Source organism: Sphingopyxis sp. JAI128, assembly GCF_014207235.1.
Lineage (GTDB): Bacteria > Pseudomonadota > Alphaproteobacteria > Sphingomonadales > Sphingomonadaceae > Sphingopyxis.
Genome location: NZ_JACHDA010000001.1, coordinates 325,841 through 349,138, shown reverse-complemented (window position 1 = coordinate 349,138; position 23,298 = coordinate 325,841). Strand labels below are relative to the sequence as shown.

The 23,298-nt window shown below is 63.9% G+C and carries 19 protein-coding genes and 2 tRNA genes; 9 read left to right on the top strand and 12 right to left on the bottom strand.

What is annotated here, in order from left to right:
• Position 1 precedes the first annotated feature (1 nt).
• The 3 genes from HDC35_RS01625 (at position 2) to HDC35_RS01615 (ending at position 2,347) form a co-directional block, all read left to right on the top strand.
• A complete protein-coding gene (locus tag HDC35_RS01625; protein WP_184643113.1) occupies positions 2 to 535 on the top strand; it encodes a DUF2271 domain-containing protein in 534 nt (177 codons plus the stop codon).
• A 19-nt stretch (positions 536 to 554) separates the two neighbouring features.
• Positions 555 to 1,388, top strand: coding sequence for a DUF4198 domain-containing protein (locus HDC35_RS01620; protein WP_184643112.1), 834 nt, complete (start codon positions 555 to 557; stop codon positions 1,386 to 1,388).
• Positions 1,389 to 1,480: 92 nt separating this feature from the next.
• Positions 1,481 to 2,347 (top strand): FAD:protein FMN transferase, encoded by an 867-nt coding sequence (locus tag HDC35_RS01615; RefSeq protein ID WP_184643111.1) that lies wholly within the window; start codon positions 1,481 to 1,483, stop codon positions 2,345 to 2,347.
• Between the two features lie 19 nt (positions 2,348 to 2,366).
• On the opposite strand, the gene HDC35_RS01610 is transcribed toward HDC35_RS01615, so the two are convergent.
• The 4 genes from HDC35_RS01610 to HDC35_RS01595 all read right to left on the bottom strand — a co-directional run bounded on the left by HDC35_RS01610 (position 2,367) and on the right by HDC35_RS01595 (position 7,284).
• Positions 2,367 to 3,050: a Fe2+-dependent dioxygenase gene (locus HDC35_RS01610; RefSeq protein ID WP_184643110.1), complete on the bottom strand. Its 684-nt coding sequence runs from the start codon at positions 3,048 to 3,050 to the stop codon at positions 2,367 to 2,369.
• A 98-nt stretch (positions 3,051 to 3,148) separates the two neighbouring features.
• On the bottom strand, positions 3,149 to 5,446 hold the full coding sequence (locus HDC35_RS01605) for a TonB-dependent siderophore receptor (protein WP_184643919.1): 2,298 nt from the start codon (positions 5,444 to 5,446) through the stop codon (positions 3,149 to 3,151).
• A 196-nt stretch (positions 5,447 to 5,642) separates the two neighbouring features.
• Positions 5,643 to 6,368, bottom strand: a complete 726-nt coding sequence (locus HDC35_RS01600) for an energy transducer TonB (RefSeq protein WP_184643109.1) — start codon at positions 6,366 to 6,368, stop codon at positions 5,643 to 5,645.
• 46 nt (positions 6,369 to 6,414) lie between these two features.
• Positions 6,415 to 7,284 carry an alpha/beta fold hydrolase gene (locus HDC35_RS01595; protein ID WP_184643108.1) on the bottom strand — a complete coding sequence of 290 codons (870 nt, stop codon included), beginning with the start codon at positions 7,282 to 7,284 and terminating at the stop codon, positions 6,415 to 6,417.
• Positions 7,285 to 7,389: 105 nt separating this feature from the next.
• Between HDC35_RS01595 and HDC35_RS01590 the strand changes: the two genes are divergently transcribed.
• Positions 7,390 to 8,181, top strand: a complete 792-nt coding sequence (locus tag HDC35_RS01590) for an SDR family oxidoreductase (protein ID WP_184643107.1) — start codon at positions 7,390 to 7,392, stop codon at positions 8,179 to 8,181.
• A 42-nt stretch (positions 8,182 to 8,223) separates the two neighbouring features.
• On the opposite strand, the gene HDC35_RS01585 is transcribed toward HDC35_RS01590, so the two are convergent.
• Positions 8,224 to 8,298 (bottom strand) — tRNA-Val (locus tag HDC35_RS01585).
• 71 nt (positions 8,299 to 8,369) lie between these two features.
• Complete coding sequence (gene cpdR / locus HDC35_RS01580) at positions 8,370 to 8,747, bottom strand: cell cycle two-component system response regulator CpdR (protein WP_053554171.1); 378 nt, start codon at positions 8,745 to 8,747, stop codon at positions 8,370 to 8,372.
• Between the two features lie 139 nt (positions 8,748 to 8,886).
• On the opposite strand from cpdR, the gene HDC35_RS01575 reads away from it, so the two are divergent.
• Positions 8,887 to 9,762 carry an N-formylglutamate amidohydrolase gene (locus tag HDC35_RS01575; protein WP_184643106.1) on the top strand — a complete coding sequence of 292 codons (876 nt, stop codon included), beginning with the start codon at positions 8,887 to 8,889 and terminating at the stop codon, positions 9,760 to 9,762.
• A gap of 181 nt (positions 9,763 to 9,943) precedes the next feature.
• Here the strand turns inward: HDC35_RS01575 and HDC35_RS01570 are convergent.
• Both HDC35_RS01570 and HDC35_RS01565 read right to left on the bottom strand, forming a co-directional pair.
• A tRNA-Pro gene (locus HDC35_RS01570) sits at positions 9,944 to 10,020 on the bottom strand.
• 107 nt (positions 10,021 to 10,127) lie between these two features.
• Positions 10,128 to 10,556, bottom strand: a complete 429-nt coding sequence (locus HDC35_RS01565; RefSeq protein ID WP_184643105.1) for a JAB domain-containing protein — start codon at positions 10,554 to 10,556, stop codon at positions 10,128 to 10,130.
• A 141-nt stretch (positions 10,557 to 10,697) separates the two neighbouring features.
• Between HDC35_RS01565 and thyA the strand changes: the two genes are divergently transcribed.
• From thyA to HDC35_RS01545, 4 genes are all read left to right on the top strand, one after another.
• Positions 10,698 to 11,633 carry a thymidylate synthase gene (gene thyA, locus HDC35_RS01560; protein ID WP_260397423.1) on the top strand — a complete coding sequence of 312 codons (936 nt, stop codon included), beginning with the start codon at positions 10,698 to 10,700 and terminating at the stop codon, positions 11,631 to 11,633.
• 91 nt (positions 11,634 to 11,724) lie between these two features.
• Positions 11,725 to 13,035, top strand: coding sequence for a 3-methyl-2-oxobutanoate dehydrogenase (2-methylpropanoyl-transferring) subunit alpha (locus HDC35_RS01555; RefSeq protein ID WP_260397422.1), 1,311 nt, complete (start codon positions 11,725 to 11,727; stop codon positions 13,033 to 13,035).
• A 20-nt stretch (positions 13,036 to 13,055) separates the two neighbouring features.
• Positions 13,056 to 14,060 (top strand): alpha-ketoacid dehydrogenase subunit beta, encoded by a 1,005-nt coding sequence (locus tag HDC35_RS01550; protein WP_184643913.1) that lies wholly within the window; start codon positions 13,056 to 13,058, stop codon positions 14,058 to 14,060.
• Positions 14,061 to 14,064: 4 nt separating this feature from the next.
• Positions 14,065 to 15,336, top strand: a complete 1,272-nt coding sequence (locus tag HDC35_RS01545) for a dihydrolipoamide acetyltransferase family protein (RefSeq protein ID WP_184643104.1) — start codon at positions 14,065 to 14,067, stop codon at positions 15,334 to 15,336.
• 28 nt (positions 15,337 to 15,364) lie between these two features.
• Here HDC35_RS01545 and HDC35_RS01540 read toward each other — a convergent pair whose 3' ends face one another.
• The 4 genes from HDC35_RS01540 to HDC35_RS01525 form a co-directional block, all read right to left on the bottom strand.
• Positions 15,365 to 20,458 (bottom strand): DUF11 domain-containing protein, encoded by a 5,094-nt coding sequence (locus HDC35_RS01540; protein ID WP_184643103.1) that lies wholly within the window; start codon positions 20,456 to 20,458, stop codon positions 15,365 to 15,367.
• Between the two features lie 70 nt (positions 20,459 to 20,528).
• Complete coding sequence (locus HDC35_RS01535) at positions 20,529 to 21,590, bottom strand: DUF11 domain-containing protein (protein WP_184643102.1); 1,062 nt, start codon at positions 21,588 to 21,590, stop codon at positions 20,529 to 20,531.
• 74 nt (positions 21,591 to 21,664) lie between these two features.
• Positions 21,665 to 22,129: a hypothetical protein gene (locus HDC35_RS01530; protein WP_260397421.1), complete on the bottom strand. Its 465-nt coding sequence runs from the start codon at positions 22,127 to 22,129 to the stop codon at positions 21,665 to 21,667.
• Positions 22,130 to 22,140: 11 nt separating this feature from the next.
• Positions 22,141 to 23,136 carry a DUF11 domain-containing protein gene (locus tag HDC35_RS01525; protein ID WP_184643100.1) on the bottom strand — a complete coding sequence of 332 codons (996 nt, stop codon included), beginning with the start codon at positions 23,134 to 23,136 and terminating at the stop codon, positions 22,141 to 22,143.
• Positions 23,137 to 23,298 lie beyond the last annotated feature (162 nt).

Here is a 23,298-nt window from a genome sequence, read left to right as displayed (position 1 = left end):
CATGCAGCTTTCCACCCCGGCGCGTATCCTCGGCGGCACGATCGGCCTCGGTGCCGTCCTCGGCGCGCCCGCGATAGCGCTCGCGAATCCCGGCACGATGGACGTGACCGTCACCATTCCGCGATTGAAGGTCGCCGAATATCACAAGCCCTATGTCGCGATATGGGTGGAAAAGGCCGGGGCGCGGGCAAAGACGGTCGCCGTGTGGTACGATTACGATATGAAGGCGAACGAGGGCACCAAATGGCTGCGCGACGTTCGCCAATGGTGGCGGGCGGCGGGCCGCTCGATGAGCTTTCCCGCCAACGGCATCACTGGCGCGACGCGCGCGCCGGGCGCGCACAAAATCTCCTTCACGCGCGCGCAACTCGGCGCGGCGACGCCTGGCCAATATGTGCTGGTGATCGAGGCCGCGCGCGAGGTCGGCGGCCGCGAGCTTCTGCGCATTCCCTTCGCCTGGCCGGCAAAACCGGGGGCGGGTGGGCGCGTTACCGGGACGAGCGAATTGGGCGCCGTTTCGGTTGCCTTCCGTTAAAGCTTGAAAGGACAGGGATATGAAGACGCATATTTTGGGTTTTGCGGCCGCGGCGGCGCTGGCGGCCGTCGTTGCCGTTCCGGCTTCGGCGCATCGCCAGTGGATGCTGCCGTCGTCGACCGTGCTGTCGGGCGACGATGTCTGGGTGACCGTCGATGCCGCGATTTCGAACGATCTTTTCTATTTCGAACATAATGCGATGCGCCTCGACGCGCTGAAGGCATGGGCGCCCGACGGCAGCGAGGCGGCGATCGAAAACAAGGCCACGGGGCGCTATCGCAGTACCTTCGACGTCCATCTCACGAAAAAGGGCACCTGGCGCATCGCATCGGTGTCCGACGGCGTGATGGGCAGTTATGATCTGAACGGCAAGACCGAGCGGCTGCCGCGGGGCACCACGACCGCCAATCTGGCCGAGCGCATCCCCGCCGGCGCGACCAATGTCCGCACCGCCGAGGCGAGCAATCGCAACGAGATTTTCGTGACCGTCGGCGAGCCGACAACGACCCTGTTCCAGCCGACGGGAAAGGGGATCGAGCTGGTTCCTGTCACGCATCCCAATGATCTGATCGCGGGCGAGGCGGCGACCTTCCAGTTCCTAATGGACGGCAAGCCCGCGGCGGGGCTGCCCGTCACCGTGATCCCGGGCGGCATCCGCTATCGCGACCAGCTGGGCCAGATGGATCTCCAGACCGGCGCCGACGGCAAGGTCGAGGTCAACTGGACCGGCCCCGGCCTTTATTGGCTGAATGTCACGACGCCGCGGGCGGCACGCGACGAAGGCGATACGGCGCCCCCAGTGCCGCAGCGCCGGGCAAGCTACGTCACGACGCTGGAAGTGCTGGCGCCCTGACCGATCGCATCCTGATTCCCCGCGCGCTGACCCCTGCGGCGTTCGCGGGACGCGATGCCGCGCGGGCAATCGAAACCTTCGCTGGCGAGACGATGGGGACGAGTTGGTCTTTGCAGGCAGTGTCGCCGCCCGCAACTGCCGCTTGCGAGGTTCGGGCGGCGTTCGATCGCGTCGTGCGGCAAATGAGCCAGTGGGAAAGCGGCTCCGACCTTTCGCGCTTCAACCGCGCCGAGCCGGGCGTGTGGCACGAGGTGCCCCGTGATCTCGCGCAGGTTGTGGAAGCGGCGCTTGGCATCGCGCAGGCGAGCAATGGCGCGTTCGACGCGGGTATGGGCCGCCTGACGGACGCATGGGGTTTCGGCCGCGCCGGGCCCGTCGATCGGGTCCCGCGCGATGTCGATGTCGCCGCCGATCGATCGATCGAATTGGAGGCCGCAGCGCGGCGACTCCGGCGCGGCGAGGGGGCGGCGCTCGACCTGTCGGGTATTGCCAAGGGCTATGCGGTCGATCTGGCCGCCGATTGGCTGCTCGGTGTCGGCGTGCGCCATTTCCTGCTCGAAGTGGGCGGTGAATTACGCGGCGAGGGATTGCGCCCGGACGGCCATCCGTGGTGGGTCGATGTCGAACCGCCGCCTCTGTCGTCGGTCGCGCCCTGGCGTATCGCGCTCCACGACCTGTCGGTCGCGACGTCGGGCAACTACCGGCGCGGCTTCGCTGCCGGCGGACGGCATTATTCGCACAGCTTCGACCCCCGCACCGGGCGGCCGATCGTCAACGGCGTGACGTCGGTGACGGTGCTTCACCGCCGATGCATGATGGCCGACGGCTGGGCGACCGCGCTGACGGTGCTCGGTCCGCAGGCGGCGGTTGCGCTCGCCGACGCGCAGGGGCTTGCGGCGTGCGTCGTCGCTGGCGACCGCGAGCATGTCTCTCGCGCGTGGCGCGCGATGTTGGATTAGATCAAAGAGTAAACAGGGCTCAACTATCTGCCCAGAGCCGCAGCAAATTGTGATACACGCCGGTCAGCTCGATCACCGACCGGTCCTTGCCGCCCAGCTCGCCGGTGAGCCGCTGCACCGCGCGATCGAGGTCGAACAAGGTGCGTCGTTCTTCGGCGTTGCGGACCATCGACTGGAGCCAGAAAAAGGATGCGACGCGCCGCCCGCGCGTGATCGGGGTGACGCGGTGCAGGCTCGACGAGGGATAAACGACGGCGTGCCCCGCGGGTAGCTTGACCCGCTGGACGCCATAATGATCCTCGACCAGTAATTCGCCGCCGTCATAGGCGTCCGGCGCTTCGAGAAAGACGGTGATCGACAGGTCGCTGCGGATACGGAATTCGCTGCCGCGCTTGATGCGGATCGCATTATCGACATGGGTGTCGAATTCCTGCCCCGGCCCGTATCGATTGAACAGCGGCGGATAGATGCGCAACGGCAGCGCCGAGGCAAAGAAGATCGGCGAACGGCCGAGCGCCTCGAGGATCAACCGGCCCGCTTGCCGCGCGGCCTTACCATCTTCGGGCAGTTGCTCGTTATTCTTGGCCAGCGCCGCCTGGTGGCCCGACGTCGCGTTGCCGTCGATCCACTCGGCGGCGTCGATGATCGTTCGGACCTCTGCCACCTCGGCAACGGACAGCAAATCGGGAACGGCAATCAACATCGGCGGTCTGGTCCTTCGGCGCTACCGACCGGCGCTGCCACAGGTCGGAACCATGATCAATGCCGGGAACGGCGCCGCGCCGCTCCCGGCATCGGGGATCAGAGGCCGACCGTCAGGGTCAGCACCGCCGACCGCGCGTCGCCGGGGGTTGCCCAGCCATTGTTGCGAATGCGGGTGAAATACAGCTTGTCGGTGAAATTCTTCACATTGAGCTGCGCGCTGATCCGGTCGTTGAAATCATAGGCCAGATAGGCGTTATGAACCCAGTAATCGTCGGACCGGAACAATATCGGTTCGGCGGTCGCGGTCGGCAGGTTGAACGTGAATCTGCCCTGGTAGGTCGCGCCATATCCGATCTTCAGCCCGAACGGCAGTTCATAGGTCGTGAACAGACTGCCCGAATGTTTCGGGGTGTTCTGGAGCTGCGCGCCCGCGACGGGGTCTGGGAAGGCGACGCTGTTCGTGCAATCGCCCTCGCCTGGGTTGGCGAGACAGAAATCGGACACCGACTGCAATATCTCGCTGTCGAGATAGGTGTAGTTGGCGGTGATCGACCAGCCGGGCAGGATTTGCCCGACCGCGCTCAGCGCGATGCCATCGACGCGCGAGTGGCCGTCGAGCACCTGGTCGGGGAGCGTCGGATCGCCCGAATTGACGCGATAGCTGTCGCGTTCGTTGCGGAACGCTGCGGCGCTGAGCAACAGGCGGCCGCCCGCGACCTCGGCCTTGACGCCGATCTCGTAGTTTTTCGCGCTCTCGGGCTTGACGTTGCAATTGCCGTTGACCGCTGCATCGGAGCAGGCGCCGTTGACTGACGATTGCGACGGGGTCTTGGAATTCCCGTAGGCGGCATAGAGGGTAACGGCCTCTACGGGCTTGTAGACGAGACCGATGCGATAGGAGAAGAGATTGTCGCTATATTCGGCAGGGATCGTCGCACCCAGCCCGGTATGGCGCGACCCGCTGCTCTTTTCATAGCGGACGCCGCCGTTGATCTCGACCTTGCCGAGCTTCATCGCGTCGAACAGATAGACGGCATAATTATCGACCTCGCCGCGCTGGCGGCTGGTGAAGGTGAAGTTGACCGGGCCGTCGTAGACATTGCTGCCGTAGCTGAAGCCCGTCGGCAGCGCGGGGCCGACAACGACCTCGTTCGGGTTGGCGATATTGACCAGCGGATAGCGGGTGTAGAAGGGCGTTCCGTCGGCGTTGCGGAGCGCATTGCCGCTGTTGAGCAGATATTTTTCCCACAAGGCGGATGCGCCGATGACTAGCGTATGTTCGATCGCGCCCGTATTGAACGTGCCGCGCAGGTCGATCTGATCGTACATCAGTTCGTTGGTCGAATCACGCAGGTTTCCGCGCGGTCCGCCGATATAATAATAGCCGTTGGGAACCGTGAACGGCGCATCCGATACAGTGATCGTGCAACTGCCGCCCGCCGGGGTTACGCCGGTCGCCAGGCAATAGGTGCCCTGCGGCGGGCCGACCACGGTCAGCTGGCTGACCTTTTGCCAGCGCGCGAGGTTGCGGATCGACCAGCTGTCGCTGAAATCATGCTCGAAGATCGCAGTCGCCTGATCGACGGTAATCTCCTGCCGGTCGATGTTGCGATAACCGAAATAGTCGCTGCGATGGGCGCCCGGGATCGGCCCGTCATAATAGGGCACGCCATATTGCGGAATATTGTCGTCCTCCTGATGGAGATATTGCAGCGTCAGCTTGTTCGGGCCGTTCATGCCGATACTGACCGACGGGGCGACCCCCCACCGTTCATAGTTTTCGACGTCGCGGCCGGGAATGTCGTTCCGATGCATCATGGCGTTGAGACGGACGGCGATCAGGTCGCTCGCACGGATGTTGGCATCGACGGTGCCGCGGTAATATTCGTCGGTGCCGATGCCGCCGGTCGCGATGATACGCGTCTCGTCGAGTGGACGCTTGGTGACGATGTTGATCGATCCGCCGACCGATCCCGCACCGCTCTGCACCGAATTCGCGCCGTTGACGATTTCCAGCTGTTCGAGGTTGAACGAATCCGAGCGGTTATAAGCCGCGCTGTCGCGCACGCCGTCCTGCGTGATGTCGCTGCTTGCCGAATAGCCGCGAAAGTTGATCGAGTCGGCCGGAGGCGAGCCGCCTTCCGCGGCGCCGAAGGTGATGCCGGGGACGGTCGAGAGCATGTCCCGCAGCGTCAGTAAATTCTGCTGTTCGATGGTCTCGGCCGTGATGACGGTCACCGTCTGTGGCGTGTCGCGCACGGGGCGCGTCGATTTCGGCGATTCCTGCTGCGTCTGATAATGTTGTCCGGTGACGATGATCTGCTCGCGTTCTTCGCGGCGTTCGCGTTCGGACTGCTGTTCGGACGATGTATCTGCACTTGCGTCGGCCGCCATGGCCGCGGTGCTGATCAGGCTGCCGACGCAGGAAAGCGCCAAGAAAGTGGCGGACGTCGTAGGCTTCACGGCTTTACCCCTGTTGTTGTGAACGGAGCGCCGCTATTGCGAGTCGGTTGCAATGTCAATTATAATGCGAATTATTCGCAACACTGTCGCGAATTCGTGGTGGCAGGGTTGAGGATTGACCTGTTGCCTATCGTCGTTTCTCGAGCCACCAGGCCTGCCGCCAACCATATTGGCTCGCAACGGGCTCTCCCATTGCGTTGGTTGCAGGCCGAAATCGGAACCGCTGTTCGATAAGCCGGCAAGTCGTCTCGTCGAGCGAGGCGTCGCCGCTCGACCGAGTGACGCGGCAGCGGGTCACGCGGCCGCTCGCTTCGATCGTAAACCGCACCTCGACGTCGCCGCCAATCTTCGCCCGGCTCGCTTCGCGCGGATAGTCGCGATCGCCGATGGTTCCGCTTCGCCAGACGGCTTTCGTGCCGCCGCCGGTCCCGCTTCCCGCGCCGCCCGCACCGGTCCCGTCGCCGCGCCCGCCCGCACCCGATCCCGGTCCCGGATCAGGGGTGGCGCCGGCCGAGGGTGCGCTTCCCTCGCCGGGACGCGGTGCTGCGGTCATGGGCGGTGCGATGGGCGGAAGTTTTGGCGGAGGCGCGGCGACGGCCGCGGCCTTTGCGAATTTGTTGGCGGCCGATGCAGGACCGTTCGCCTTTTCGCTCGGCGCCTTGGACGGCGCTATTTCCTCGCGGGGCGGCTGCGGCGCAGGGATCGCGATTGCCGTAATCGCTTCGCTAGCCTTGCGAACGAATTCCGGGGCGAGTCCGCCCGCGAGGCTGAAACCGATGACGGCGGCGATCGTCAGGGCGCTGCCGCCGGCAAAGGCTCGCTGTTTTGTCGATATCTGCCCCGTATAGGCCATCGCGCCGCCTCTTATCGCGCGCAGCCACGCGCAACCAGCGAACCGTTTAGAGGAATTCGTATAGCGTGGACATGAACCGGTCGAACTGATCGTGGTGCAGCCAGTGGCCGGCATTTTCGAACTCGATGACCTTCGCGGTCTTGAAATGCTGCAACCGGCCGTCCCGTTCGGGGTTCGAGGCCCAGCTGTTCGCGCCATAAAGGAGCAGGGTCGGGCAGGTGATCGCGCCCCACAGCGCGGCGATATCGTCCTGCGGCATGTCGAAAGCGGGCCAGACGTTGAGATAATTGTCGAACTTCCAACTCCATGTTCCGTCCTCGTTGCGGCTGATCCCGTGGATGGTCAGGTGGCGGGCCTGTGCCTCGGTGAGATAGGCGTTCTCATCCATCATCCGCGCCAGTGCGTCTTCCAGCGTCGCATAGCGGCGCGGCGTGCGCCCGGCCGCCTGGCGCTTATCCTCGATCCATTTGCGGAAACGTTCGGGATAGCCCGTCTTCGCGCGCTCGCCTATTACCTTTGGCGAGGGGCCGAGGCCTTCGATCGCGACGAGTTTGCACACATTTTCGGGATAGAGGCCGGTATAGCGCAACGCAATATTGCCGCCCATCGAATGCGCGACGATCGACAGCGGGCCGAGATCGAGTTGGTGGATCAGTTGGGCAAGGTCATATACAAAAATGTCCATCGCGTAATTGCCGTCGGGTGACCAGGCGCTGTCGCCATGACCGCGCAGATCGGGGGCGATGATGTGATAGCGATCGCGCAGCTTTTCGGCGACCCAGTCCCAATTGCGGCAATGGTCGCGGCCCCCGTGAAGGAGGAGGAGCGGCGGCGCGTCCGGATTGCCCCAATCGACATAATGCAGCTTCAGCCGCTGCGAGATGAAGCTGTTCGAGGTCGGGCCGGCACTTGCCATCGGATCATCCTTGCTGTCTGTTCCAGTTTCAAAAGGCGACTGGTCTCGATACGTCAACCCCGCATCGCGCGGTCGCCGCCCAGAGTGAAAGAGAGGATGACCGCCATGTCGACGTTTCGCGATAATCTGTTGGCCGGAAAGACTGCCTTCGTCGCCGGCGGAACGAGCGGCATCAATCTTGGTATCGCGAAACGCTTTGCCCAGCTCGGTGCGAAGGTCGCAGTGGCCGGGCGTGACCCCGACAAGGCCGCGCGTGCGGCTGATGAAATAGGGGGCGGCGCACTCGGCCTTTCCGGCGACGTTCGCGATTACGCTGCGATCCGCGGAGTGATGGAACGGGTCGCAGGCGAACTGGGACCGATGGACATCGTCATTTCGGGCGCGGCGGGAAATTTCCTTGCACCCGCGCTCGGCATGTCTGCAAATGCGTTTCGCACCGTGGTCGATATCGACCTCAACGGCACCTTTAACGTGTTTCGCGGCAGCCACGATCTGCTGAACCGCCCGGGAGCCTCGCTGATCGCGATCACGGCGGGGCAGGCGGTCAATGCGTCGGCGTTGCAGGCGCACGCCTGCGCCGCCAAAGCGGGGATCAACCAGCTGATTCGTGTGCTTGCGCTCGAGTGGGGCCCCGAGGTGCGCGTGAACGGCATCTCGCCCGGTCCGATCGCCGATACCGAGGGGATGAAGCGGCTCGCTCCCGATGCCGAGACGCGCCAGTCGCATTACGACCGGATTGCCATGAAACGCTGGGGCAGGATCGAGGAGGTCGCCGAATCGGCAGTGTTCCTGTGTAGCCCCGCGGCGGGCTATATCACCGGCACGATTCTCGACTGCGATGGCGGCAGCCAGATCGGCGATGCCTCGCGCGGGGACCTGGCGCGCGGAATGGCCTGAAAGCAAAAACGCCGCCCACCCGGTGGGCGGCGGCGTTTTTAATGGTGGGCGTGGCAAGGATTGAACTTGCGACCCCTGCGATGTCAACACAGTGCTCTACCACTGAGCTACACGCCCATCCCTTGGGGTGACGCGCCCCCTAAAGGCCTCCGCGCGGCTTGGCAAGCCCTTCGCGCGAGGTCGCGTCGTTATTGTTGGCTCGACCGGTCGGCGCGGCCGAACAGATTGTCGACTTCGCGGACCAGGTCCTTGAGGTGGAATGGTTTGGACAGCAGCTTCGCCTGCGGTACATTTTCCTCGGCGCGGAGCGAAACTGCCGCAAAACCGGTGATGAACATGACCTGTGTTTGCGGCGCCGCCTTCGCCGTGTGCTGCGCGAGTTCGATCCCGTCCATTTCGGGCATCACGATATCGGACAGCAACAGGTCGAAAGTACCCGAATCGATATAAGGCACCGCTTCGGTTCCCCGGTCGACCGCCGTGACATGATAACCGGCGCTGGTCAGCGCCCGCGCGAGATATTCGCGCATTACGTCATCGTCTTCTGCCAGCAAGATACGAATCATTTTGAAAAACTGTCCCCAGGTCCCGCGGCGCGGCGGTTCCGGTCGTCGCGCCCTCATCGAGAAGTCCGTCATAGCGCCAGAGATTTAACAAATTAACGCAGCGCTGGATTCATCGGGCTTTTTTTGCCACCCATCCATCATGTTGTCGCACAGCATCCTGCCTGCCGCCATCGCTGTCAACCGCCCCGCGGCGGGGGGCCCGGTCGTCGTATCGATACCGCACGCCGGACGCATCTACCCGCCCGAGATACTTGCCGCTACGCGGGTCGACCGTACGCTTCTTGAACGGCTTGAAGACAGCTGGTGCGACCTGATCGCCACCGAAGCCGCCGAAGCCGGCGCGACGGTCGTCCAGGCGATGTGGGCGCGCGCCGTTGCCGATCTTAATCGCGGGGAAGGGCAGATGGCGCCCGGCGAAGTCGCCATACCGCTGCGCGCGCAATTTTCGGCCCCCGGCCGAAAGGAGCGCGCGGGGCTGGGCGTGGTGCCAACGCGGCTTGCCGATTGCGGCCCGTTGTGGAAGCGGCCGATCGATCATGCGGCACTGCACTGGCGGCTCGAATCCTTTCACCGGCCCTATCATGCCGCATTGGCCGGAGAATTGTCCGCCGCGCGCGACCGATTCGGCCATGCGATATTGCTCGACCTGCATTCGATGCCGCCGATTCCTCCCGGCCTGTCCGGTCATGGCGCCCGGATCGTCGTCGGCGATCATTTCGGCGCGACGGCGGGTGAGGGGGTGGTCGACCGGGTCATGGCGCTGGCGGAGGAACTGGGTGTCGCCGTATCGCGAAACCAGCCCTATGCCGGCGGGCATATCGTCCGTACGCATGGCAAGCCGGGGCAGGCAGTTCATGCTATCCAGATCGAGATCGACCGCAGCCTCTATCTTACCCCCGATCGCTTGCCCGATCCTGTGTCGGTGGCGCGATTGGTCGCCTGGTTTTCGAATCTGGTACAAGAGGTCGGAGCGAATGGACCGGAATCCGAAATATTCCCGCAAGCCGCTGAATAAAAAACCACCTCGTACCGAAGTACGAGGTGGCCAGGGTCCAGGGAGGACGCATCCACGTCAATGACGACGGGACACTCGCCGCGATGGAAAGGGGGAAAACCATGGCGACGTAATTCGAATTTAGGGGTTTGTGCGCCGACTTACAAGAAGAGACGGTGCAAAATGTGCATATGCAAGAAATTGGTCGGGGAGAGAGGATTCGAACCTCCGGCCCCTGCCTCCCGAAGACAGTGCTCTACCAGGCTGAGCTACTCCCCGACCGATCTGCGCGCCGACCGGGGTCGCCGCGAAGGCAGGGCGGTCCTCTAGACGCGCAATCTGCGAACTTCAAGCGCCAATCGGCACAACGAAGATGATTGCTGGAACTATAGCATTTCGGCAGTTCGAAAACTGAAATGACCGCCAGCGACGAAAATCAGATGGTCGACCAGTTCGACGCCCAATGTCCGCAGGAAAATTGCGGCCTCCTGCGTCGTCCCGGTATCGGCCGCGCTTGGTTCCGGGTTGCCCGACGGGTGGTTGTGGGCCATGACGACGGTGACGATCCGGTCGTCGATAAAGCTGCGCCAGCATTGCGGGGGGATAATGCAGCGTCCGCTTCTGTCGCCGTCGATCCGGATCAGCCCTACCAGCCGTTCGAATGCGTCGAACCCCGCAAGGACCAATGTCTCGCGGTCGTCGCCGAACAGGGGCCGCAGCAGTTGGGCAGCGACCGGATCCTCGAACTGACACGGTACAAAACCGGCGCGCGCCGGCGGCTCCGGCGCTCTGCCGACGGGTTCGAATTTGGTCATTGGCGCAGCATGCGCGCTGGTCGAAGGATCCCCAATCCACGACTGCCCCGCATCGGACGCATTGTGACGTCACACCCGCTGCTCCCTTGTCCGCATGCGGCGCGAGGCCTAGCAACGATGCGAGAAAACCGGGAGTGAGTCTTGCCTGATTCCATCCATTATGAACTTCAATACCTCGACCTGATGCGGCGTATCTGGGTCGAGGGCGACGAGCGCATCGACCGGACCGGCGTCGGCACGAGATCGCTGTTCGGCGAGACGATGCGATTCTCGTTGAAAGACGACGCGATCCCGCTGCTGACGACAAAGCGCGTTTATTGGAAGACGGCGCTGCGCGAGTTGCTCTGGTTCCTGACCGGCAACACCAATATCCAGCCACTCGTCGCGCAGGGCGTTAAAATCTGGACCGATTGGCCGCTCGACAAATATCGCAGCGAGACCGGCGACGCGATCGACGCCGAAGCTTTTGAGGCACGGATCATCGCCGACGATGATTTTGCGGCAGCGTGGGGTGACCTGGGCCCGGTCTATGGTCATCAATGGGTCAACTGGCCAATTTACGAGCCGGCGGACGACGGGCTATTCCGCCGCGCCGAACAAGGGCACAATCAGATTGCCGCGCTAATCGATTCGCTGAAGAACAATCCGGGATCGCGGCGGCATATCTTCACCGGCTGGAACGTTGCCGATCTTCATCGCATGGCGCTGCCGCCGTGCCACATGACCTACCAGTTCCACGTTCGCAGCGATGGCGGGCTGTCGTGCCTGTTGTTCCAGCGGTCGTGCGATCTGGGGCTGGGCTTCGCCTTCAATGTCTTCGAGGCCGCGTTGCTGACGCGCATGGTCGCCGAGCAGACTGGCTTGCGCGCGCACGAACTCGTTTGGACCGGCGGCGACGTTCATTTGTACCTGAACCACGCAGCGCTGGTCGAACAGCAACTGGCGCGGGTGCCCGGCGGCGATCCAAAGCTTCGCATCCTTCGCCAGGCAGAGAGCATTTTCGATTACCGGTTCGATGATTTCGCTGTGGAGGATTATGCGCCGCAAGCGCATATTTCAGCGCCTGTCGCGGTCTGACCACCGCAGTTGCATTCGTATGGCGACAGTAATAATATGTCGCCACGTTGAAATATAACTAGGCGCGATTCGCGCCTCGAAGGACGAGGACATGGCCGAAACGGACCCCGAAATGAATCTGGGGCGTCCGGCGAGCAATCTGCCGCCGCTATCGCTGCATATTCCCGAGCCGCGTTACCGCCCGGGCGATAATCCCGATTTCGGCGACATCGAGGTTCCGGCGGTCGACGCGACACCGCGGCCGGGCGAAGCAACCAAACCCGACGCGATGCGCGAGCTTTGCTATGGTCTTGTCCGCGTGCTCGATTTCGACGGGCATGCAAAGGGGCAGTGGGATCCGAAGCTCTCGCCCGAACGGCTGCGCACGATGCTGCGCTACATGATGCTGACGCGGGCGTTCGACGATCGCATGTTCCGTGCGCAGCGGCAGGGCAAGACAAGCTTTTACATGAAGTGCACCGGCGAAGAGGCGACCTCGGTCGCCTCTACAATGGCGATCGACCGGGCGGACATGTGCTTTCCCAGCTACCGCCAGCAGGGCATCCTGATCGCGCGCGACTATCCGCTGATCCAGATGATGAACCAGATTTATTCGAACCGCGGCGACCATCTGCTCGGTCGTCAGCTGCCGATCATGTATTCGGCGCCCGAGCATGGTTTCTTCAGCGTTTCGGGCAATCTTGCGACGCAATATCCCCAAGCGGTGGGCTGGGCGATGGCCTCGGCGTCGAAGGGCGACAGCCGCATCGCGACCGTCTGGTGCGGCGAGGGCTCGTCGGCCGAGGGGGATTTCCATTCGGCGCTGACCTTTGCGACCGTCTATAATGCGCCGGTCATCTTCAACGTCGTCAACAACCAATGGGCGATCTCGAGCTTTTCGGGCTTCGCCGGGGGCGAACGCACGACCTTTGCCGCACGCGCGGTCGGCTATGGCATCGCGGGGCTTCGCATCGACGGCAACGATCCGCTCGCGGTCTATGCCGCGACGCAATGGGCTGCCGATCGCGCCCGCACGAACAATGGCCCGACGCTGATCGAGCATTTCACCTATCGTAGCGAAGGGCACAGCACCTCGGACGATCCAAGTGCCTATCGCGCCGCCGACGAGGCGACCGCCTGGCCGTTTGGCGATCCGATCGCGCGTCTTCGCCAGCATCTTGAAATACTCGGCGAATGGGATGCCGACCGTCACGATGCGCAGGCGAGGGAGCTCGACGATCTGGTCAAGACGACCCAGAAGCAGTCAGAAAAGCTGGGTATTCTCGGCCACGGTATGCACCAGCCGTTCGAGACGATGTTCCAAGATGTGTTCGAGGAAATGCCTTGGCACCTCAAGGAACAATGCGCGCAGATGCTCGCCGAGCAAGAAGCCAAGTTCGGCCCCGATTGGAAGCCCGAATGATGAGCAGCGACACGAAAACCATGAATATGATCGAGGCGATCAACAGCGCCATGGACGTCATGCTCGAACGCGATCCCGCAACCGTCGTGATGGGCGAGGACGTCGGCTTTTTCGGCGGCGTGTTCCGCGCGACGGCGGGGTTGCAGAGGAAGCATGGCAAGACGCGCGTGTTCGACACGCCGATCAACGAATGCGGCATCATCGGCGTCGCGGTCGGCATGGGCGCATATGGCCTGCGTCCCGTCCCCGAGATCCAGTTTGCGGACTATATCTATCCGGGACTCGACCAGCTCGTCAGCGAAGCGGCGCGGCTGCGTTACCGCTCGGCGAACGACTATATCTGCCCGATGACGGTGCGCACCCCGTTCGGGGGCGGCATTTTTGGCGGGCAGACGCACAGCCAGTCGCCCGAGAGCATCATGACGCATATCTGCGGCGTAAAGACGGTGATTCCGTCGAACCCCTATGATGCCAAAGGCCTGCTGATCGCCGCGATCGAGGATAACGACCCCGTCGTTTTCCTCGAACCCAAGCGCATCTACAACGGCCCGTTCAGCGGCTATTACGACCGCCCGGTCGAGCCCTGGTCGAAGCACGATGCAAGCGCGGTGCCCGAAGGCTATTACCGCATCGACCTGGGCAAGGCGGCGACGGTGCGCGAGGGCGAGGCGCTCACGATCCTTGCCTATGGCACGATGGTGCACGTCACCAAGACGATCGTCGAGGAAATGGGCATCGACGCCGAAATCCTCGACCTGCGCACGCTGCTGCCGCTGGACATCGACGCGATCGAAGCCTCGGTGAAGAAGACCGGCCGCTGCCTGATCGTTCACGAAGCGACGCGGACCTCGGGCTTCGGCGCGGAACTCGCGGCGCTTGTGCAGGAACGCTGTTTCTATCACCTCGAAGCGCCGGTCGAACGCGTCACCGGCTTCGACACGCCCTATCCGCATAGCCTCGAATGGGCCTATTTTCCCGGCCCGGTGCGCATTGCAACTGCGCTCACGAAAATCCTGAAGGACTGACGCCATGGCCCGCTATTCATTCCGTCTGCCCGACATCGGCGAAGGCATTGCCGAAGCCGAAATTGTCGCCTGGCACGTGAAGATCGGCGAGCGCGTCGAGGAAGATGCGCAGCTCGCCGACATGATGACCGACAAAGCGACGGTCGAGATGGAATCGCCCGTGTCGGGCATCGTCGTCGAACTGGCGGGCGAGGTCGGCGACTTGATTCCGATCGGATCGACGCTTGCGGTGATCGAGACAGACGGGGATGGCGATGGCGAGGTCGAAGCGCCGCCCGCCGATACGCCCGTCGAGGAAGAAATCGTCGCCGAAACGCCGGGCGCCGAAGAAGTTTCTGTGGCCGAGGTTGCTGCCCCCGCGCCCGTCGCCACCCCTGCACCTGCGCCCGCTCGAATGGCTGCTCCGGCGCATGACCGCCAAGTCCTCGCATCGCCCGCGGTCCGTGCGCGCGCCAAGGATCTCGGCGTCGATCTGGGCCAAGTCCAGGCCGAAGGCGACCGCATCCGCCACGCCGATCTCGACGCATTCCTCCGCTACAGCGGCGGACAGGGCTATCACGCGCCCGGGGCCAGCCGCGCCCGCGCCGACGAGCCGGTCAAGGTCATCGGCATGCGCCGCAAGATCGCGGAGAATATGGCAGCATCGAAGCGCGCAATTCCGCATTTCACCTATGTCGAAGAAATGGACGTCACCGCGCTGGAAGATATGCGCGCCGATTTGAACGCCAACCGCGGCGGCCGTCCAAAGCTGACGATGCTACCCTTCCTGATCGTTGCGATTTGCCGCACGATCCCTGAGTTCCCGATGATCAACGCGCGCTACGACGACGAGGGCGGCGTCGTGACGCGCCACGGCGCCGTGCATCTGGGCATGGCGACGCAGACCGACGCGGGGCTGATGGTTCCGGTGATCCGCGACGCGCAGGACAAGAATGTCTGGCAGCTTGCCAGCGAGATCAGTCGCCTCGCCGAAGCCGCGCGCACTGGCAAGGCGAAGGTCGAGGAACTGACCGGCGGGACGCTGACCGTCACCTCGCTCGGCCCGCTCGGCGGCATTGCGACGACGCCGGTGATCAACCGTCCCGAAGTGGCGATCATCGGCCCGAACAAGATTGTCGAGCGCCCGGTATTCGATGGCGACGACATCCGCCGCGCCAAGCTGATGAACCTTTCGATCAGTTGCGACCACCGTGTCGTCGATGGCTGGGACGCTGCCAGCTATGTTCAGGCGCTGAAGAAGCTGATCGAGACGCCGGTCCTGCTGTTCGCGGATTAAGGCCGGCCCGAACGGAATGGGGTTGGGGCTAGAGCCCCAACCCGGCAAAACTCGTTTGGTCGAACTTCAGTTTGAAGGTCACATAGACACCCGAACGCGAGAAGCGCGCGTGCTCGAAATCGCGGTCATGGAAACCTGCGAAATTATAGCCGAAGGTCAAGTTGGCATTCTTCATCGGCGCCAGCGTCACCGTGGGCCCGCCGGCCCAGCTGACGGTATCGGCGTCGGTACCGACGCGCACCGTGCCCGACGCACCGACGTCGACATGCTCACCCAAATTGAAGCGAAAGTCGGCGCCGATGAGGTTCGACCAGCCCTTGACGTCGTCGGCGCCAAAACGGTCGAAGTTATAGCGCGTTCCCCAGAAGACGCCGAATTCGGCACGTTCGAACCCCATGCCGTCTACACCGCGTTCGCCAAGCGGGGTCCAGTTCATCGACAGGCTGTTGAGCAGGCGGCGGCTCGTTGCGTCACCGTCGATCGTCAGCGCACCGCCACCGGTCGGGCCGGGCTGACCGGCGATCGCATCGCGAACCTTGTCCGAACGGAACTCGCTCTTGTTTAGCCACGACACGCGCGAATCCGCGGGGCGATGCGCCCAGCTCATTTCGAAATTGATCACCTCGGTCGTTGGCGTCGTTCCGCTGCCGCTGGCCTTGGCGTAAGTGAAGAGCGCGCCCAGCGCGCGGCCTTCGCCGAGTTGGCGGAGACCTCCGAGCGTCAGCCCGTACCGGTTGGCGAGTTCGCCGTTGCGATACTCGGCACGGCCGGTCAGGGTCCAGCGGTCTGCGCGATAGGTCGCGCCGGTGCTGATCGCGAAGAAATCTTCGGTGAGCGTGCCGCCGTGGCCGAGGAAGCCGCCCGACGCGACCGGATGATCGACGTTGAGCACGTCCTTTGCGCGCACTCCACCGATGGTGCGGTTGCCATCGATCGATACGTCGACCGACCAGCGTTCGGCCAGTTTCAGCGATTGCGACAGGCCATAGGCGGCAAAGCTGCGCGGTCCATATTCCCCGTTCTCTTGCCGGTTTGCGGTGGCGAGGAAGCGCGTACCCGCCCAGGGAGTCAGATCGAACCCGAGCCGCGCGATGCGGGACTTGATCGTGTTGCCTTCGGCAATTTCGTAGCTGCCGACAAGATTGACGTCGCGGGTGACCGCAAAGCGCGCTCCGAGACGATGACGAGTCGGGAAATCGGCGCTGGCATCCTCGCCGCCGAGCGCAAATTCGGTCTGCGCGTCGAGTTCGAGGCGCTTGCCCAACATGCGCTGCGTTGCGCCCAGCTGGACGATGTTTGACCGGTTGCGCGTGCCGTCGGTCAGGCGATCGTCGGCATGGGTCAGGCCGGCGCGAGCGACCGAGGTTCCATTGTCATATTCGGCGAGCATCCGCGCGGCGCGGCGGCGCGATCCGAGGTCGAGATAATCTTCCTGCCACGCGCTGCCTGTCAGCGAAAGCGTGCGGGTGGCCCGCAGCCGCGCGTCGAAACCGAATTTGCGCGTACCGTCCTCGCCATGATTGAGCTGCCCGGCGCCAAAGCCAGTTTCGCGCTCGCGGACATACGCCAGGAAATCGATATTGCCGCTGTGATGCTCGGCCTCGATCAGCCATGCCTTTGCGGTGCCGGTGGAGGCAGCGGCACTGCTGTTCTGAGCCTTGCCATCGCTGATCGCCAGTTCCGCCCGGACTTCGGTATCGATATTGGGTCGATAGCGGGCGTCGACGCCGCCGAGGTTGGTTCTGGCGTTGCCGTCCTCGTCATGGATGAAGGTCGCGCCGACGCGAATTTTCTCGTCGTCCGAGCGATAGCTCACGCGACCGCCCGCGTTGAGCACGCGCTGGCCGACGCCATCGACTTCATATTCGGCGACGATGAATTGCGGGTCGAGGTTCGACGAGCGGCTGAGCACGGGTTCGCGGAAACGGATCGTGCCCGACAGATAGTCGATGTCGTAATCGACATGGCGCGACAGGCTGACGCTGTCGATGACGCGCTCGCTGTGCAGCCGGTCGCGCGTCTCGATGACGATCCGCTCGCTGTTCGGCAGGATGTCTTTTGCACCGAGCTGGTAAGGCCCGGTCAGGCCGTTGCCCTGGATCTCGTCGCGGCGGAAGCGGTAGGGCGTGTCGGCGGCAAACGCCGTCGCTGCGACATTGCGGCCGCGATATTCGGCCTTGCCGCCGTTGAGCGCGCGCTGGTAACGGGCGAGTTCGGGTTCCGAAATGCCTGTCTCGATATCGCCGAACATCGCGTAGAATTGCGGGCGTTCGAGCCGCAGGTAGAGTTTGCGCACCGAAGCGGCGTCGTAGCGCGTCTCGTTGCGGTCGGCATAGATGGTATAATAAGCACGCGGGTCGATCACTCCGCCGAACCGCGCGTCGTCCTTGTCCTTGTCGCTGTCATAAGCCAGCGTCATCAGCCATTTTCCGCGCACGCGGCCCTTGGCATAGAGCGCGAGACGGGCGTCGGCGTTGAGATCGCCCGTCGTCTCGGCGACGGGCTCCATGCGGTCGTCGAGCGTATTGTAGCCGAGCGTACCCGCCGCGAAGCCGACGACCGTCCATGGCCGATTGCCCGGATCGAGCCAGGTTTCGATCGTCTGCTTGCGCGTCACCTTGTCGTCGCGGAAATTGAATTCGACCGACAATGTGCCCGACGCGGTGGTCGGCTCCAACTCGATATAGGCGACGCCGTCGTCGCCATCGATCTTCCACACCGGCTGCGCGCGCTCGAGTCCAACGAGCTGGCGCGCCTGCTGTGCATCGGCCTCGGCCGCCGGGTAATAGGGTGCGGGGACGCTGAATTCGCCTGTCAGGCCAGAGCGAACCGGTTTGCCGTCGCGATCGGTCAGGCGCACCGCTATCAGAGGGCGCGTCACGCCGTCGGCGACGAGTACCGATTTTTCGCGGATCAGCGACGCGCGCATCGGTGTGATCGAATAATGGACGGTGCGTTCGAGCGTTTCGACCGTCACGCTGTTGCCGTCCTTAACTTCGGCGACCAGCCGGTTTTCCCCCTCGCGGATTTCGAGACCGCGCCACAGGCTGACGGCGACGCGGCCGTCGGTGGACTTGCTCGTGCCTTCGAACGTGAGCTCGCCGGCGGGCTTGTCGTTAACGCGCAGCCACACGGTCTGCCCCGGTGCGTGCTTTACCGCCGCGCGGATCGCCTTGGCGCGCGGATTATGATCGATTTCAGGGAACAGCCACGCGATGCCAGGCGCCTGGCCGGCAGGCCAGTCGCGGCCGGCGCCGGCGGCTTCGGGATCGCTCAGCACCTTGGATGCCTCGATGGCCGCCTTTTCGGGCGCGGCGCGCGGCGTAGCGCCGACGGCCCTGAAGTCGGTGCGCTTCAGCGACCCGCCGCGGCCTTCGACGAAGCGCGAGATGGCGCTGCCGGCGCTCTGCGTCGAACGCGCGCAATCGATGGCTTCGCGGTCGAGCGGCAGCGTCGACGGATCGATCTGGACGACGTGGATGCCGGGGCGCACGCCTTCGAAATGATAGCGCCCATCCTCGTCGGTGACGGTGTAGCTGCCGTCCTGCAGCATGACGCGCACGCCCATGATGCCGTCGGCCTTGCCCGCATCGACGCGGCAGCCGCCATCGGTGATCCGGCCGATGATCGTCATCCGGTCGCCAAGCTGATCACGCTTGATCGAAATCGTCGCTTCGGCGACGTTGCTCGTCGATCCGCGATTGTCGGTTGCGGTTGCGCGATTGAGGGCGTTGCCCGGCTGCGCCGAAACGATGACTTCGGCAAGATAGGTGAGAAGCGCCGAACGCGACGCGGCGATGGTCGGCATCGTGACGGCAAATTCACGCCCGTTCCCGGCGACATCGGCGGTCACGCGCACGCCGTCGACGCGAACGGTGTCGGGGCGCAAGCGCATGCCCGCAGGCAGCACGTCGCGCACGGTGACGACGCCGGTGTTGCGGCGGGTGTCGTGGTTGGCGACTTCGATGCGATACTGGATGACGTCGCCTGGCACCGCGACCTGCGTCGACGTTGTCTTGCGCAGGAGAAGCGGCAGGCCGGGCTGGTCGACCGGGATATCGACGCGAACGGGCGCCGGGCTGTTCAGCGTGAAGATTTCGCCATAGCTTGCCCCGGTAATTTCGAACGGCAAACCGTCGTCGGGACGGCGCAGGCCGGCGAGGTCGGCAGAGTTCGATTTCGACGGCGCAGTGAAAGGTGCCGGCGGTTCGACCACAAGACGATAGCTGCCCGGCGCGACAAAGGGGAAACGATAGTCACCGGTGGGGAAAGTATAAGTCTTGCCGCCCGCGTCGGTCACGCTTTGGCCGGTGACGACGCTCGATGGATAGGTGGAGACACCGTCATCGCCAAACACCTGCGCCGGCTGGCCCGTTGTGGCATCGACGATCGTTACGCGGCTGCCCGGAACGGGCGTGCCATCGCCGCTGTCGAAGACGATACCGAACGGATCGACGAGGAAGTTGATCGTCGCCAGCGCGAGAAGGCTGGCATTCGCCTGGTCGGAGACACGCAGCGTCAGTGGCGCCCCCGGATCGACCGACAGGCGGCAGTCACCTTGGGCGACGGCGGGAGGGACGCCAATCGTGTTGATGATGCCGACGAATTCGCCGCTGCTGTTGGCCGTTTCGGTCAACGTGATCGCTTCGCGATCGCCATTTTCCAGCTCTATCACGACGGCCAGCGTGTCACGCATCTGCGGATCGACATTTGCCGATGCGAGCGTGACGCCGACGACCAGCACTTCGCCGGCGCGAAAATTGTCGGTGCCTTGCAGTGAGGCGGGCGCCGTCGAAATGCCTTCATAGACGCCGCTAAGCGGGATCGTCGTGCTGATGCTGCGGCCGACCGTGCGAGCACATTGGGTCGGCGCTAGGGGCACGGATTTATCGCCACTGCCGCTGGTCAGGCGATAGGTTGCAATCGTCGGTCGTTCGGGCGGACGCGGGGCCACCGTTACGTCGACGCGATTCGACAACGCTTGACCGAGCTGGCCTTCGCGCGTCCACTGCGCAGCGGCTGTGTTGGTAATGACTTGCGCGTTCGCCGCTGGCGTCGCGGGCAGCAGTGCTGCCGCGACCAAGGCGGTCACGAAGCCGAAATATGTTCTGATGCGTGCCATACAAGCCCCGAAGGGGGCAGCGGCAGATCCGGCTTTCGCCGGGCCGTCCGCCGCCCCGTCCGTTACCCGATCAGTTGACGGTGGCGCGGAATAGGAGCGTGCGCGTCGCGCCCGCTGCCACGGTGGCGATCGCGCCCGATACGTTCGGCGCGGCATAGCTGCCACCCGCGGCGCCGTCGGCGTTGCAGGTGCCCGCGGTGACAGTGCCGTTCAGCAGGATCGTACCGGCGTTGAACGTCAGCTGGCCGGGGACCGGGTCGTTGATCAAGACCGACGTCGCATCGGCGCTGCCGGTATTGGCGACCGCGATGCAATATTCGACGACGGCGCCGGGGATCAGTTTCGGGTTCGACGTATTGTTGAACGGATCCGAAATGACGCGGCTGGTCTTGGTGACGGCGAGCGTCGCGGTCTGGACGGTATAATCGTCGTCGTCGCTGTGCGAGGCATCGCGCGCGATGTCCCCGGCCACGCCCGCCGTGTCGGCAAAGACCGTATCCTTCCCGGCCGTATTTGCGCCGGTCGTTTCGGTGATCGCGCCGCCCTGCGTGCCGGCGAGGCCACCTTCGCGCGCCGTCGCGCGCAGTGCGACGCCCGCAACGGCATTGTTGGCGAGGGCGGCCGGGATATCTGCGACGACGAACAGCCGGATCGCCGTGTCGGTCACCAGTTCGTCGATATAGGTGACGAGCGTATCGCCCGCGTCCCAGCTGCCGACAGTGCCCGTCACCGTGTTGTCGCGGTAAATCCGGACATTGTTGGCATTGAAGGTGTCGGTCCCGCCGTGCGCGGCCGTGCCGCCGACGATCTGTGTCGCGGCGAGGGCGAAGTCGAGCACCTCGTTCGAACTGTTCGTCAGCTGGAAGGTCGTAACGGCGTTCGCCTGGCCCGGCACGACATTGGTCGTAACGGTACCGACTTCTTCGACGAGCAGGTTGATCTTGCGGTCGACGACGAAATTGTTCGACGCGCTTTGCTGAGCCTGGCTGACGCCCCCGACCTGAAAGTCGACGGTGGCGGTATTGGTGATCGTGGTACCTGCGGTCGTACCCGCGGCAAATGCCGGGGCTGCGGCGACGCTCGAAAACGCCGCCAGACCGATGATACCTATGTAAGTCAGCTTGCTGGTCATAGCTGAGCTCCTAGGCTTTATGTGGCTGCCGTTTCCCCACCGCTGGCAACCGTTAAGCGGTTTATTCTAAATGGTTATTTGACAACCCCCCGAAACATGAGCTTGCCCGTCCCGCCGACCGGGATCGGATTCTGGAACGCCCAGCGGATGTGCGTAACGTCGGCGGGTTGCGCCGCGCGCCGCGTGCCGTCGCTCATCGAGACGGCGAGGTCGGAAAGCAGTCCCCACTGCTTTCCGCCATCGATCGAAACGAGTGCGCGGGCGTCGCCGGCGTCGGCAAAGCGGACGGCGGCGGGCATCGGATTGGTGACGACGAACTTGTCGGCCGCCTGTGCGCCGGCGTTGCGATAGGCGAGCACGAAGACAAGCCGGTCGCCGGGAACAACGACCTTGGGCTCTTCGAGCAGGACCCGCTGCTTGCCGGCGGCGTCGGTCGTGACGCGTTCGACGAACACGCTGTTGTCGAGCGCGACCTGATTGGCGGCTAGGGCCTGCGCTGGCATCAGCGCGGCGAGCAGGAACAAAAGTGCGGTGCGCATGCGCATCTCCATCAGTCGATCGTGGTTCGGAAGGTCACGGTGCGGGTCTGGCCGCCGGCGACAGTGCCGAGCGCGACGTTGATCCGCGTTCCGTTATAATCGCCGGCATCGCCGTCAGCGGCATCGGATAGCCCGGCACCGCCGAGCGTTATCGAGCCGGGAACGTAGCTTGTGTCGGCAGGAATATTGTCGGTGATCGCGAGGCCGCTGACCGATCCGCTGCCCGCGACGGTCGCCACGATGGTATAAGTGATCGTCGCGCCGGGGATCGGATCGGCGGTATTCAGCGAATTGGTCACCACGGCCGACTTGACGAGCGTGACGGTTGCGGCAGACACGACGAATGCGCCAGCATCCTGACCGTCGGCGCCGGTCGACCCGACAACGGCATCGCCGCCACCTTCACCCTGACCGGCAAAGCTGTCGCCAGGATTGCCCGTCCCGGTTTTCGCCGCCGCGACGAGGCTGACGATCCCGCGATTTCCGTCAACCGCCGTTCCGGGTGTCGTCGCGAGGACGAAGACGGTACGGCTCTGGTCGGGATCGAGCGAGGGATCGTTGGCGCCGGCTGTATAGAGCGTGTCGGTGCCGGCATCGAAGACGCCGTCGCCATTGTCGATATAGATTTGGGTGACGATGGGGTCGTAATCGTCGCCGCCGGCGTTGGCGACCGTGGTCAGGGCAAAGGCTTCGACGCCATTGCCGCTATTGGTGATCGAAAAGGTAAGCACCTGGGCGGTTGCACCCGGGGTCGTGGGAACGTCGGCGGGGTCGCTCGAATCGACAGTGACGTCGAGCAACTCATCTACCAGCAGGTCGACGCGGTTAGAATCGACGGTCGTCGTGCCGCCGCCGGTATCGAAGCTGGCCGATGCGGTATTGCTGATCGTCGAACCGGCACGCGTACCGGCGGCCTCGGCCTGCATCGGCAGCGCCGCCAGAAGCGCGAGCATGGAACAAGAGGGAAGAAGCTGATGCTTCGCGCCCCCCACAGGCGCTTTCATCATCGCTGATACTCCGAAAGATTGGTCCTTGGAGCCCTCAGTCGTGGAAAAAGGGTAATTTCTGGTTAAAAAGCAGGAAGAAAGAAGCGTTGTGATCCAAAGAGGGACAGGTCCCCGTCTGTTTCATCGCAAAACGGGGCGACTGGCGCGGCAAACGAAGCTCGC